The 13,525-nt window shown below is 68.0% G+C and carries 12 protein-coding genes; 9 read left to right on the top strand and 3 right to left on the bottom strand.

What is annotated here, in order from left to right; genetic code table 11:
• Both MNQ99_RS13020 and MNQ99_RS13015 read left to right on the top strand, forming a co-directional pair.
• Positions 1-855 carry a carbohydrate ABC transporter permease gene (locus tag MNQ99_RS13020; protein WP_241913223.1) on the top strand — a complete coding sequence of 285 codons (855 nt, stop codon included), beginning with the start codon at positions 1-3 and terminating at the stop codon, positions 853-855.
• Between the two features lie 30 nt (positions 856-885).
• Positions 886-4,011 (top strand): alpha-mannosidase, encoded by a 3,126-nt coding sequence (locus MNQ99_RS13015; RefSeq protein ID WP_241913222.1) that lies wholly within the window; start codon positions 886-888, stop codon positions 4,009-4,011.
• A gap of 10 nt (positions 4,012-4,021) precedes the next feature.
• On the opposite strand, the gene MNQ99_RS13010 is transcribed toward MNQ99_RS13015, so the two are convergent.
• Both MNQ99_RS13010 and MNQ99_RS13005 read right to left on the bottom strand, forming a co-directional pair.
• Complete coding sequence (locus MNQ99_RS13010; protein WP_241913221.1) at positions 4,022-5,185, bottom strand: winged helix DNA-binding domain-containing protein; 1,164 nt, start codon at positions 5,183-5,185, stop codon at positions 4,022-4,024.
• An 11-nt stretch (positions 5,186-5,196) separates the two neighbouring features.
• On the bottom strand, positions 5,197-6,039 hold the full coding sequence (locus tag MNQ99_RS13005; protein WP_241913220.1) for an SGNH/GDSL hydrolase family protein: 843 nt from the start codon (positions 6,037-6,039) through the stop codon (positions 5,197-5,199).
• 155 nt (positions 6,040-6,194) lie between these two features.
• Here MNQ99_RS13005 and MNQ99_RS13000 point away from each other — a divergent pair, with 155 nt between their 5' ends.
• Positions 6,195-7,256, top strand: a complete 1,062-nt coding sequence (locus MNQ99_RS13000) for an alpha/beta fold hydrolase (RefSeq protein WP_241913219.1) — start codon at positions 6,195-6,197, stop codon at positions 7,254-7,256.
• A gap of 89 nt (positions 7,257-7,345) precedes the next feature.
• Complete coding sequence (locus tag MNQ99_RS12995) at positions 7,346-7,996, top strand: alpha/beta hydrolase (RefSeq protein ID WP_241913218.1); 651 nt, start codon at positions 7,346-7,348, stop codon at positions 7,994-7,996.
• A 20-nt stretch (positions 7,997-8,016) separates the two neighbouring features.
• On the opposite strand, the gene MNQ99_RS12990 is transcribed toward MNQ99_RS12995, so the two are convergent.
• Positions 8,017-8,244 (bottom strand): RNA-binding S4 domain-containing protein, encoded by a 228-nt coding sequence (locus tag MNQ99_RS12990; protein ID WP_127511794.1) that lies wholly within the window; start codon positions 8,242-8,244, stop codon positions 8,017-8,019.
• Positions 8,245-8,277: 33 nt separating this feature from the next.
• Between MNQ99_RS12990 and MNQ99_RS12985 the strand changes: the two genes are divergently transcribed.
• The 5 genes from MNQ99_RS12985 to MNQ99_RS12965 all read left to right on the top strand — a co-directional run bounded on the left by MNQ99_RS12985 (position 8,278) and on the right by MNQ99_RS12965 (position 13,516).
• A complete protein-coding gene (locus MNQ99_RS12985; protein ID WP_422387536.1) occupies positions 8,278-9,297 on the top strand; it encodes a DMT family transporter in 1,020 nt (339 codons plus the stop codon).
• Positions 9,298-9,307: 10 nt separating this feature from the next.
• On the top strand, positions 9,308-10,276 hold the full coding sequence (locus MNQ99_RS12980) for a DMT family transporter (RefSeq protein ID WP_241913216.1): 969 nt from the start codon (positions 9,308-9,310) through the stop codon (positions 10,274-10,276).
• A gap of 173 nt (positions 10,277-10,449) precedes the next feature.
• Positions 10,450-11,838 carry a glycine--tRNA ligase gene (locus MNQ99_RS12975; protein WP_127511791.1) on the top strand — a complete coding sequence of 463 codons (1,389 nt, stop codon included), beginning with the start codon at positions 10,450-10,452 and terminating at the stop codon, positions 11,836-11,838.
• 78 nt (positions 11,839-11,916) lie between these two features.
• Positions 11,917-12,825, top strand: coding sequence for a GNAT family N-acetyltransferase (locus tag MNQ99_RS12970; protein WP_127511790.1), 909 nt, complete (start codon positions 11,917-11,919; stop codon positions 12,823-12,825).
• Positions 12,826-12,847: 22 nt separating this feature from the next.
• Positions 12,848-13,516 (top strand): HAD family hydrolase, encoded by a 669-nt coding sequence (locus tag MNQ99_RS12965; RefSeq protein WP_241913215.1) that lies wholly within the window; start codon positions 12,848-12,850, stop codon positions 13,514-13,516.
• The last annotated feature ends 9 nt before the right edge of the window (positions 13,517-13,525 follow it).

Genomic DNA, 13,525 nt, shown 5'->3' with positions numbered 1-13,525 from the left:
ATGAACCGTCCCGCTCCGCTGTCCGTGGCTTCCGGCCGGCGCAATACAGTCGCGGTGCTGGCGAACGTCTCCTTGCTGGTCATTGCAGCTTGCTTCTTGCTGCCGTTGAGTTGGTTGATCCTGGCCTCGCTGGATCCGCAGGCCAGCTATCAGACACAGTTCCCGTCCGAGGTGTCACCGGCCAACTACACGGCGGTGCTCACTCCGGAATTGACGTTCGTGCCACTTCTCAACAGCTTCCTGCTGTCCGGAGGGACCGCGGTGGTCACCGTGCTGGCGGCGGTGTTGGCGGCATATCCGCTCTCGCGGTACCAGATGCGTTTCAACAAGCCGTTCCTGTACGTTGTGCTTTTCGGAACGTGCCTGCCGATAACGGCGATCATGGTCCCGGTCTACAGCCTTTTCGTGCAGCTGAACTTCCTCGACTCGCTGGCGGCCACCACGCTCTTCATGGCGGCCTCTTCGCTGCCGATGGCGATCTGGATGACGAAGAATTTCATGGATTCCGTCCCGGTCAGCTTGGAAGAGGCGGCCTGGGTGGACGGCGCCTCGGCGATGAACGCCTTGGCCAGGATCGTGGTGCCGCTGATGCGTCCGGGACTCGCCGTGGTCTTCATCTTTGTCTTCATCCAGGCGTGGGGGAACTTCTTTGTTCCCTTCATCCTGCTGCTCTCTTCTGCCAAGCAGCCCGCGGCGGTGAGCATTTTCAGCTTCTTCGGCCAGCATGGTGCCATAGCCTACGGGCAGTTGGCGGCATACTCGGTCCTGTACTCGGTCCCGGTGGTGCTGCTCTACATTCTGGTCTCACGCGGGATTGGCGGTTCCTTCGCCATGGCCGGCGCGGTCAAGGGCTGATCCAGCCGCTCTGGCAGAAAGGACGGTGCCATGCACGACGACGGGGCCCACGTCGAGGCGCGGATCCGCCGGTTCATTCTCGAACGGCTGCACCCGGCGGTCTACCCGGCGGCGGTTCCGGTTCGGCTCCAGGCCTGGCATGTTCCCGGCGAACCTGTCCCGTTCCGGGAGGCGGTGGCGGCCGACTTCACCGAGTTCGCGGCGGGCAGTACATGGGGGCCGGCCTGGTCCACCAGTTGGTTTCGGCTCACCGGGCAGATCCCGGCGGAATGGACAGTGGACGGAGGGCACCGGCCGGAGCTGCTGCTGGACCCGGGGTTCACTCCCGGCATCCCGGGCTTCCAGGCAGAAGGGCTGGTCTACACCCCGCAGGGCGGGATCATCAAGGCCATCGAGCCGCGCAACGCCTACGTGCCGCTGGACGCACGGCCGGGCGCCGCCGTCGAGCTATATCTGGAGGCGGCGGCCAACCCGGATCTGCTCGAGAACTTCACTTTTCAGCCCACCCCGTTCGGAGACCCCGCCACCACCGGGCGGAACCCGTGCTACACCTTCCGCCGAGCCGACATCGCGCTGCAAGACGTCGCGGCCTGGGAACTGCTGCAGGACTTCACGGTGCTGGAGCAACTCATGCTCCAGCTCGACCCGGGGCAGCCGCGCCGCGCCCAGATCCTGCGCGCGCTGGAGCACGCACTCAACGCGCTGGATCCCGTGGACATCGCCGGCACCGCAGCGGCCGGCCGGGCCGCCCTGGAGCCCGCGCTCGCCGCCCCGGCAGCCGGCAGCGCGCACCGGATCCACGCGGTCGGCCACGCGCACATCGACAGCGCCTGGCTCTGGCCCGTCCGGGAAACCAAGCGCAAGATTGCCCGGACCTTCGCGAACGTCCTGGCGCTGCTGGAGTCGGACCCGGAGTTCGTCTTCACCGCCTCCTCCGCGCAGCAGTATGCCTGGCTGAAAGAGGCGTACCCGGACCTGTTCGCGCGGGTGGCGGACCAGGTCAGGGCCGGCCGTTTTGTCCCGGCCGGCGGGATGTGGGTCGAAGCGGACACGAACCTGCCCGGCGGAGAGGCGCTGGCCCGCCAGTTCATTGCCGGGAAGAAGTTCTTCCGGACCGAGTTCGGCGTCGATCCGCAGGAGGTCTGGCTCCCGGACTCCTTCGGCTACTCCGCCGCGATGCCGCAGATTGCCCGCGCCGCCGGAGCACGCTGGTTCCTGACCCAGAAACTCTCCTGGAACGAGACCAATACCTTTCCCCACCACACCTTTTGCTGGGAGGGAATCGATGGCACCCGGATTTTCACCCACTTCCCGCCGGCGGATACCTACAACGCCGAGCTGACCGCGGCCGAACTGGCCCGGGCCGAACGGCGCTTCGCGGAGAAGGGAGCCGCCAACACCTCGCTGCTGCCCTTCGGCTACGGCGACGGCGGCGGCGGACCGACGCGCGAGATGCTCGCCGCCGCGCATCGCACAGCCGATCTGGAAGGCTCGCCGCGGGTGCAGCTCTCCAGTCCACAGCGGTTCTTCCGCGCCGCCGAGGAAGAATATGACCGGCCGCCGGTGTGGTCGGGGGAGCTGTATCTGGAATACCACCGGGGCACCTACACGTCGCAGGCGCGCACCAAACGGGGCAACCGGCGCAGCGAGCATCTGCTGCGCGAGGCCGAGCTCTGGGCCGCGACGGCGGCGGTGCGCGGTGCCGCACCCTACCCCTATGATGCGCTGGAGCGGGCGTGGCAGACCGTGCTGCTGCAGCAGTTCCACGACATCCTGCCCGGATCGTCGATCGCCTGGGTACACCGCGAGGCGGAGGCCAACTACGCCAGGCTGGCGGCGGAACTGGCGGGCACGATCGACGGGTCGCTGCGTGCGCTGCTCGGCCGGGGTGCCGGCAGCGCCGTGGCCAATGCCGGCCCGTATCCGGTGGACGGGGTGCCCGCGTTGAGCGTCGTGAGTGCCGCGCAACAATCCGCCCCGGGCGCAGCGTTAAGCGTCGGCATTGAACCCAGCGGCGACGGCTGGCTGCTGGCCAACGACCTGCTCCGGGTGGTGATCGATTCCGAGGGCCTGATCTCCTCACTGGTGGACCTGGACACCGGACGGGAGGTCATTCCCGCCGGCATGCAAGCTAATCTGCTGCAGCTTTTCCGCGACACGCCGACCAGGTGGGATGCCTGGGATCTGGAGGAGCACTACAAGTTTGATTGCCAGGAGCTGCGGGCGGTCGATGCCATCGAGGCGTTTTCCAGCGCCGTGCGCTCGGCCGACGCCCTTCCGAATGAGGAGGGCTCCGATCAGGCTCCTTTCGGCACGACGCCGGCTCCGGTTCCATGCGCCGGGCTCCGCGTCAGCCGCCGGTTCGGCGCCTCGCAGGTTGCGCAGACGGTTTGGCTGGCCGCCGGCTCCCGATCGCTGGAGGTCGAGACGACGGTCGACTGGCACGAGCGGCAGAAACTGCTGAAGCTGGCCTTCCCACTGGACCTCCACACAGACCGGGCGGCATCGGAGATCCAGTTCGGCCATGTCTTCCGGCCCACGCACAGCAATACGTCCTGGGACGCCGCGCGGTTCGAAACCTGCGCCCACCGCTGGGTGCATGTGGGCGAGCCCGGCTTCGGCGTCGCCGTCGCCAATGACTGCACCTACGGGCACGACATCCGACGGACCGATCCGACCGCCATGCCCGCCACCGTGGTGCGGCAGTCGCTGCTGCGGGCGCCGCTGTACCCTGATCCGCAGGCCGACCAAGGCGAGCACACGTTCCGGACGTCGTTGGTGATTGGCGCCGGCATTCCGGAGGCGGTGCGGGCCGGCTACCGGCTCAATCTGCCTCCGGGCCTCGTCCACGGTGTGGGGTCCGGCCCGGTGGAACCGCTGTTCAGCGTGGACAATCCGGCAGTGGTCGTCGAGGCCGTCAAGCTGGCGGAGGACCGAAGCGGCGACGTGATCCTGCGCTGCTACGAGGCCTTCGGCGGCCGGGCGAAGGCCGCGATCAGCGTCGGCTTCGGCTTCGCAGTCGTATCCGCCACGGACCTGTTGGAGCGCGACGTGGACGGTGTCCGGCTGGAGCTGCCGGCGGAGCGCTCGGTCAGGTTCGAACTGCGGCCGTTCCAGTTGCTGACCCTCCGCTTCCGCAGCGCCACCGGCGCGTGACGACGGCGGTTCAGGCCAGTTCCAGCGTGAGGGGCCGGCGCAGGAACACCGCGTATCGTTCCACGGCGCCGTCTACCGCGTGCCGCTCGGCGGCGCTGAACGCGCGCAGCGGCCTGAGCCGCAGCTCGGCGGAGCCGGGCTTGAGCACGTGTTTCCAGTTGCCGGCCATCTTCCCGTCCAGCAGCAGCACATGTTGCGGCACCGTGCTGCTCAGCGCCGCAGGGGCCGACCCGCCCAAATAGCCGCGGGTTTTGGTGTATCCCATGACGTATTCGTCGTAGCACTGGATCAGGTCGGCGCGGGGCGGCTCGTTCTCTGCCGGGGACGTTCCGTCGTTGGTCCCGGCCGCGGTTGAGAACCAGAGTTGCACGTCATCGGCTTCGGTCAGCTCCAGGCCTTCCTGCCCGCCGGCTTCCAGTCCGCGCCTGATGTCGGCCTGCGGCAGCTTGGACCAGTCGGAGCAGTCCTTCACCGAGGCCGGCCCGCGGCTGGCGAAGTACCGCGCGGTGAGCCGCCCCAGTGCCGCGTCCCGGTCATAGTCTGCCGTCAGCAGTGGTACGCGTTCGTCGAAGGACGCATACGTTTGCTGCACGGCGCCGGATTCCGCGGACCGAGGCATTCCGCTGACCAGGATCCGGTCCATCTCGGCGTGGAACACCAGATGCCCCAGCCGCTGGCCGCGCAGCGGCGCACCGTTCAGCTTCACCCCGTCGTCCTCAAGCAGCCCCGCTTCGGTGAGCCGGGAAGCGAGTTCGTCCCGGGTGCGGTGCCGGCCGTCAGTGACCGCCGCGGCCAGCACGTCATTGCTGCGCGCCACCGTCGCCGCATCCAGCCCCAGTTGCCGGTCCCGGCCCTTGTTACCGGCCTTGAGTCGGGGTTCGCAGAGCAGCATCAGCCAGCGCAGATCGTCGCGGTGCACAAAGTGCCAGGTGGGTCGCAGGATGTGCGTGCGCAGGATGGTTCCGGCGGCGATCGCCGCGTCGACGTCCGCCGCGTTGTCCCGGGCCGGGCCGCCGGTCCGTTGCGCCAGCGACCAGCGGGCGTAAGCATATTCCTGCGACTGGAAGGCGAGGAGCCAGCGCAAGGCTGCATCGGCGTCGTCCGCGGGATGGTCCCAGAGCCGCTGTGCCCGCAAACGGTGGCGGCGGATGTCCTGGGGACCCGGCTGCTGCATGGCCGGCTCCGTTACCCGGCCGTGCCGGGAGGCATTCCCGGGCCGAAGAACGGGCCGGCAGCCGGTCGCTTGGGCAGGATCCCGTCGCCGGAGGACTGGTGCCGGAGCCGGCGCAGAACCCAGGGGGCCAGATGCTGGCGCGCCCACACCAGGTCCTCGGTGCGCGCGGTGCGCCAGCGCTTGGGCGGCAGCGGTTTGGGTGCCTCGGGCTGCAGCGAATGCTCGACGTTGAGCGAGTCCAGCACCATGGCGGCAATGGTGTGGTGTCCGAGCGGTGAGAAATGCAGCCTGTCCGGCGCCCACATCTGTGGCGCTTTCAGCTGCCGCAGCGCCCACATGTCGGCAACAACTGCGTCGTGGCGGGCGGCCACTGTGCGCAAGTTCTCGTTGTAGATGGCGGCCTTACCTCGCACACTGCCGATCAGCGGCGTTCCGCCGAAGTCGGGCGCGGTGAACAGCACGATGGTCGCGCCGGAGGCAGCTAAACGGGTGACGGCCCGATCGATCTTCTCCGCCAGCGCATCCGGGTCGGCGCGGGGGCGGATCACGTCATTGCCGCCGGCGCAGATGGAGATCAGGTCGGGCTGCAGGGCCAGGGCCGGTTCGATCTGTTCGTCGATGATTTGCTGCAGCAGCCTGCCGCGGATGGCCAGGTTGGCGTAAGCAAAGTCCTCGTGGCCGCGGGCCAGTTCCTCGGCCACACGATCGGCCCAGCCGCGGTGGCCGCCGGGACTCTCGGGGTCTGGGTCCCCGATTCCTTCGGTGAAGGAATCACCAATGGCCACAAAGCGGCTCCAGGGGTGGCCGGCGGCGGCAGCGTGGGACTGTGCTTCGGGACGGGTCAAGTTACTCACAGGTACATCTTCCCAACAAGCCGCGGCGGATGCACAGATCTGCCCCCAGACAAGACCTGAATCATCTTTCAGGAAAGCATGGTCTGCGGCGGGATCTTTGGCTAGTGTGTGAGCTGAAGCGGCCATCCCGGCTGACTTGATCTCGAGGAGCTGAGATGGAATTGCTGGCGGGAATCACTGCGCGGCGGGTGCCGACCACGCGGCTGACCATGAATGTTTTGGAGCGCGCCGGCGACCGGCCGGACGGCATTCCGGTGGTCCTGGTGCACGGGAATGTCTCCTCCTCGCTGTTCTGGCAGGAGACCATGCAGGCGCTGCCGCAGGAGTACCGCGTGCTGGCGCCGGACCTGCGGGGATTCGGCCAGACGGACACCGCCCCGGTGGACGCCAGCCGCGGGCTGCGTGACTTTGCCGATGACCTCCACGGGTTGCTCGAAGCTCTGCAGCTGGCCCCCGCGCACGTGGTCGGCTGGAGCATGGGCGGGGGTGTGGCGATGCAGTACGCGCTGGAACACCCGGTCCTGAGCCTGGCACTGCAGGCGCCGGTCTCGCCGTACGGCTTCGGCGGGACGGCAGGTCCGGAAGGGCGGCGGCTGACCGAGGATGACGCCGGAACCGGCGGCGGGGGCGCCAACCCGGATTTCGTGGCGCGGCTGGAGGCGGCCGACACGAGCGACGACACACCCGCCTCACCGCTGTCGGTCTACCGCTCCACCTACGTGCATGCCGGTTTCGAGTCCCCGCATGAGCACATCTGGGTTGAGTCGATGCTCAGCACCAAGACCGGCCCCGACAACTATCCCGGGGATTCCGTGCCGTCGCAGAACTGGCCGGGCTTTGCTCCAGGGCGCCGGGGCGTGCTCAACACGATGGCGCCGGGAGTCTTCAATACCAGCGCCCTGGTGGATCTGCCGGAGAAACCGGACATTCTGTGGATCCACGGCGATAGCGACGCAATCGTCTCCGATGCTTCGTTCTTTGACCTGAATTGCCTGGGCAAGGCCGGCGTGCTGCCGGGCTGGCCGGGGGAGGAGGCGGCCCCGCTGCAGCCGATGGTCTCGCAGATCCGGGCGGTGCTGGAAAAGTATGCGGCAAACGGCGGGCGCTTCACCGAGGTCCTGCTGGAAAACTGCGGGCATTCGCCGCATCTGGAATACCCCGAACGGTTCGTTGCCGAATTGACGGCCCACATCGGGCGGAGCGGCAAGACGGCGTAGCCGTCGGACCTCTACGGGTACGACGGCGGCCGAGACTCGGAGAAACTCAAACTTTCAAGTAATGATGGTTCTGTGCGATCATGGACGGCATGACTGAAACTACTTATCAGCCCGTGGTTGCCTGGTCCAAGCCCGAGCAGGAACGGGCGGGCACACCGCTGCTGGTGCTCTTCCATGGCTACGGATCCCACGAGCAGGACCTCATGGGGCTGGTGCCCGGCCTGCCGGAGGAATTCACCGTGGCGGCTGTCCGCGCGCCGGTGGCGATGGGGCCGGGCTTCACCTGGTTCCCGCTGATGCACGAGCCGGACTTTTCCGTGGACAAGGTGACCAAGGCGGTCAGCGATGTAGTGACCTGGCTGGACAGCGTCAAGGGCCAGCACAGCAGCGTTTCGGTGCTGGGCTTCTCGATGGGCATGGCGGTGGCCACGTCGGTGCTGCGCCACCGGCCGGAGGAGATCGCCGCCGTCGTCGGGCTCTCCGGATTCGCCGTGCCCGCCGATGGCAACGGGTTCTTCCGCGATGATGCAGTCAAGGCCATCAAGCCGCCGGTCTTCTGGGGCCGCGACCAGGAGGACCCGGTCATCACCGCCGACAAGATCGAATTCACCCATGAGTGGGCGAACGAGCACGTAGACCTGACCAAGGTTCTCTATTCCGGCATCGGCCACGGCATCAATGCCCAGGAGTTGTCGCACGTGAAGGAATTCCTGACCTACAAGGTGCTGAACGTCCGGTAGGGTCCACGGCGTCAGGGCGGCTAGCCGCGGCTGACGCGCACCGTTTCGCCGTTGCAGCTGACCGTGTCCCCGGCGTGCAGCTGGCGTCCCCGGCGGGTCTCGATCTCACCGTTCACCTTCACCAGCCCGTTCTCGACGAATTCCTTGGCCTGGATCCCGTCCTCGGCCAGGTTGGCCAGCTTGAGCAGCTGGCCCAGCCGGATCATTTCGTCGCGGATCGGCACGTCATGCATTTCGTCGGAAGCCATGCCTCCATCATGCCTGACCCCGCCCGGCATAAGGTGTCCAGTGTGTCCAGTACCTCGCCGCTTCCGCTGATCCTGAGCCTGCCGCTGGCTGTCGGCACCGGCCTGGCCATCCCCGTGCAGGGTCGGATCACCGGCGCGCTCGGAGCGGAGCTCGACGACGGACTGGCGGCCGCCGTCGTCAGTTTCAGTGTGGGACTGGCGGTGATGGTGGTGGTAACCCTGGTGCTGCCCGGCGGCCGCGCCGGAATTCGCCGTATTGCCCCTGCCCTGCGCGAACGGCGGTTTCCGCGCTGGTACCTGCTGGCAGGGTGCCTCGGCGCCTTCATGGTGTTGTCCCAAGGCCTGACCGTCTCGCAGATCGGCATCGCGCTGTTCATCGTGGCCACCGTCGCCGGCACCTCGCTCAGCGGCCTGCTGGTGGACCGGATGGGGCTGGGGCCGGCGGGACGGAAGGCGATCACCGCACGGCGGATCGCCAGCGCGGCGCTCACGTTGGTGGCGGTCGCTTGGGCGGCGTCGCCGAAGTTCTCGGTCGATGCCGGCGGTCTCTGGCTGTTGCTGGTGCTGCTGCCCTTGGCCGCCGGCTTCCTGCGCAGCTTCCAGCAGGCGATGAACGGAACGGCCACCGTGCATTACGGCACCCCGCTGACGGCGACGCTGATCAATTTCGCCGCGGGAAGCCTCGCGCTCTGGATGGCATGGCTGGTGAAGGCGGCGGTGGCGGGCACAGGTAATCCGCTGCCGTCGGAATGGTGGTACTACCTGGCCGGTCCGATGGGCTGCATGTTCGTCATCTTTGCCAACATCCTGGTGCGCTCGCTCGGCGTGCTGCTGGCCGGAATCGGGATGATCGCCGGACAACTGCTCGGATCGCTCGCCCTGGATGCGTGGTTCCCCGTGCCCGGAACCCAGCTGGCTGCCGCCACCGTGCTGGGCACGTTGCTAGCCATGGCCGCGTTGCTGCTGGCCACCGTGCCGGCGCCGCACCGGAGGGCGGGGCTGCGGAGCCCTGCGGCGGAGCCCTCCGGCACAGGGGCCGCGCCCCGGCCCTAAGGTAGATGGTGTGCCCACCCACCATCGTCTGCCGCTGGCCGTTGGCCTGCCGTTGGCCGTCGCGGCAGGCGTCTGCATGCCGATCCAAGGCAGGATCAACGGTGCCCTCGGTGCGCGGCTCGAGGACGGGCTGGCGGCCGCCGTCGTCAGTTTCAGCACCGGCCTGGTGCTGCTGGCGGTGCTATGCCTGCTGCTGCCGACGGCCCGCCGCGGACTGCGCCGCGTGGTTCCGGCGCTGCGGGATCGGAAGTTCCCGCGCTGGTACGTGCTGGCCGGCTGCAGCGGCGCCTTCCTGGTCCTGAGCCAGGCCGAAACCGTTGCCCTGATCGGCATCGCACTGTTCACGGTCGCGGCCGTGACCGGGCAAACCGTGTCGGGTCTGCTGGTGGACCGGCTGGGCTGGGGCCCGGGCGGACGGAGCCCGGTCACCGGCATCCGCGTCATCAGCGCCGTGCTCACTGTGCTGGCGGTGGCCTGGGCCGTGTCGCCCAAGCTCATCCTCGGCGGCCCGGCCGGCGCCTGGCTGCTGCCGGTATTGCTGCCCCTGGCCGCGGGTTTCCTGCAAAGTTTCCAACAGGCCCTGAACGGGGTGCAGACCATGCACTACGGATCGCCGTGGCCCGCCACGCTGATCAACTTCGTGGTGGGCGGTGCGCTGCTCTGGGCGGCATGGGGCATCAAAGTGGCCGTTGCCGGCGTGGGCAATCCGCTGCCGGCCGAGTGGTGGTATTACCTGGGCGGACCCATCGGCTGTGCTTTCATCGCGGTGGCCGCGGTGCTGGTTCGTGCGCTGGGCGTGCTCCAGACCGGCCTGGGCATGATTTCCGGGCAGATCCTGGGTTCACTGCTGCTGGATCTGACGGTTCCGGCGCCGGGCACCGTGATTACGACGGCGACGGTGCTGGGTACGCTGCTGACCCTCCTGGCCGCTGTGCTCGGCACCTTGCCGTGGCAACGGCATCCGTTCAGGAACCGCTAAGGGCACCGCCGCGGTCGCGGTTGCCCCATTCGGGTTCGGGGCAGCGTTTTCGGTAGGCTAACGTTGTAGCTTCGCTATGCGCCGATCCGTACCCGGAACCGCCGGACGGATCTGTGCCATGACAAGCCTCAGACCGCACCCAGCGGCCCTGGAGAGATACGGAGAACCACCTCATGGCAGCAGCCAAATCAGTCCTCGATTCGATCATCTCGCTGGCCAAGCGCCGCGGCTTCGTTTTCCAGGCTGGTGAGATTTACGGTGGATCCCGCTCCGCATGGGACTACGGGCCGCTCGGCGTCGAGCTGAAGGAAAACATCAAGCGCCAGTGGTGGCAGACCATGGTGCGCGGCCGCGACGATGTGGTCGGGCTGGATTCCTCGGTGATCCTGCCGCGCCAGGTTTGGGAAGCATCGGGCCACGTGGACGTCTTTTCCGACCCGCTGGTGGAATGCCTCAACTGCCACAAGCGCTACCGTGCCGACCACCTCGAGGAAGAATACGAGGAGAAGAAGGGCCGGGCGCCGGAAAACGGCCTCAAGGACATCGCCTGCGTCAACTGTGGCACCAAGGGCGAATGGACCGAACCGCAGGAATTTTCCGGCCTGCTCAAGACCTTCCTGGGCCCGGTGGCCCACGAGGAAGGCATGCACTACCTGCGACCCGAGACCGCGCAGGGCATCTTCGTGAACTTCAACAACGTCCTGACCACCTCGCGGAAGAAGCCGCCGTTCGGCATCGGCCAGATCGGCAAGAGCTTCCGCAACGAGATCACCCCGGGCAACTTCATCTTCCGCACCCGTGAATTCGAGCAGATGGAGATGGAGTTCTTCGTGGAGCCGGGCACGGACGAAGAATGGCACCAGTACTGGATCGACGCCCGGTTGCAGTGGTATGTGGACCTGGGCATCAACCGGGACAACTTGCGTCTCTTCGAGCACCCGCTGGAAAAGCTGAGCCACTACTCCAAGGGCACCACCGACGTCGAATACCGCTTCGGTTTCCAGGGCTCGGAATGGGGCGAACTGGAAGGCATCGCCAACCGGACGGACTTCGACCTGTCCACCCATACCAAGCACTCCGGCACCGACCTGAGTTACTTCAACCAGGCCACCAACGAGCGTTACACCCCGTACGTGATCGAGCCGGCCGCGGGCCTGACAAGGTCCTTCATGGCGTTCCTGGTGGACGCCTACACCGAGGACGAGGCGCCGAACGCCAAGGGGGGTGTGGACAAGCGCACGGTGCTGCGGCTGGATCCGCGGTTGGCCCCGGTTAAGGCCGCGGTGCTGCCGCTGTCCCGCAACGAGGACCTCTCGCCCAAGGCCAAGGAACTGGGTGCGGCGCTGCGCAAGAACTGGAACATCGACTTCGACGACGCCGGCGCCATCGGCCGCCGCTACCGCCGCCAGGACGAGATCGGCACCCCGTTCTGCATCACCGTGGACTTCGACACCCTCGAGGACCAGGCGGTGACCATCCGGGAACGCGACTCGATGGCCCAGGAGCGCGTCTCGCTGGACAAGGTCGAAGGCTATCTGGCGGCCCGTCTGATCGGCGCCTAAGCCCAAGGCCCGCTCAAACATCCGCTACCGCCCCAGGAACCGCCCGTTTCAGGGCAGCGCACCCGTTGAAGGAGAACCATGGCCCAGCTGACCTACCGCGACTGGCGCGAGGACGATGACCTGGCCCTGCTGGAAATCTGGGGCGATCCGGAAACCGGCCAGGCCGGCCATTTTCGTGCCATGCTCCGGCCGTCCGCCGACCAGCCCTGGTCGCGGTGCATCGTCGCGGAGGACCAGGGGATAGCGGTTGCCGCGGGCGCGGTCTACGAGACCAGCCTGCATCCGGACCGGTTGTGGGTCTACGTCGAAGTTGCCCGTGGGCACCGCGGCGCCGGCGTTGCCAGCGACCTGCTGGCGAGGCTCCGCGCCGAAGCCGAGCAGGCGCCGTCGGGCGTGCGGAAGCTCCGGGCCAAGGTGGAGCCGGACACGTCCGGTGCCGCGTTTGCCCGGGCCGCCGGCCTGACCCAGATCCAGAGCTCACGCGTGGTGCAGGTTTCGCCCGGGGCGCTCCCGCTGCCGGCCCTGGGCGAGACCGGCCCGCAGTTGGAGGAGGCGGCCACCGGGTCGGTGGAGCTGACCCGCGCGGTGGCGGACTTCTACAACTCGGTCCACGTGTGGGACCGGGCGGACATGACCGTGGGCCGGGCGCAGCAGATGCTGCTCAGCGAGTCCGCGGGAGCCGGCGGCGCGGTGGTGCTCCGCAGCGCGCCGAAGGCCGAGGGCGGCACCATCCAGGCCTTCGCCGTCAGCTACACGCACGAGCGCACCGACGCGCCGGCGGACGTGCTGCTGGGCTACGACACCGCGCTGCCGGCCGAAGAAGCCGAGGCGGCCGTGCGTGCGCTGCTGGCGATGCTGGTGGCCCAGTATCCGGTGCAGCTGGAGGTGGACGATTCGATGACCGCCGTGCTGGCCGTGCTGCAGCCGCTGCTGGACTCCGGCCACGCCCGACAGCTGGGCCCGGCAACCTCCATCGTCAGCGACTGACAGCCGGGCCAAGGGAGCGGTCATGAAGGGTGTGCTGTTCGACGTCGACGGGACGCTGGTGGACTCGAACTACGTGCACGTGCTGGCGTGGTGGCAGGCCTTCCGGCAGGCAGGTGTCGACGTTCCGATGGCTGCCATCCACCGCTGTGTCGGGATGGGCGGAGGCCGGCTCATCGAGGAATTGCTCGACGACGGCCGCGACCGGTCCGGGGACGAGCAGATCAAGGCCGCCCACCGGGCCGTCTTCTCCACCTACTGGCCGGCGCTGCGCCGCTTTGACGGAGCCCGGGAAGTGGTGGACCGCGCGGCCGCGGAGGGCCTCGCCGTCGTGCTGGCATCCTCTGCCGAGGAAGCCGAACTGGCGGTGCTGCGCCGGGTGATCGACGCCGACGGATCGATCACCGCCGCCACCAGCTCGGCGGACGCTGATAACAGCAAACCTGCGCCGGACATCCTGCAAGCCGCGCTGGACGCGGCCGGGCTGCGGGCCGAAGACACCGTTTTTGTTGGCGACGCCGTCTGGGATATCCAAGCGGCGGGAGACCTCGGGATTCCGTGCATCGGCCTCGAGTGCGGCGGAACCTCGGCGGACGTCCTGACACAGGCAGGCGCCGCCGAGGTGTACCGGAACCCGCAGGACCTGCTGGAGCACTTTTCCGAAAGCGCCCTCGGCGGGCTGCTGCGCGCTTAGACCCTGGGG

This window comes from Arthrobacter sulfonylureivorans, assembly GCF_022637435.1.
Taxonomy (GTDB): domain Bacteria; phylum Actinomycetota; class Actinomycetes; order Actinomycetales; family Micrococcaceae; genus Crystallibacter; species Crystallibacter sulfonylureivorans.
The sequence above is the reverse complement of the archived record's forward strand: the minus strand, read 5'-3'. Positions and strand labels throughout refer to the sequence as shown.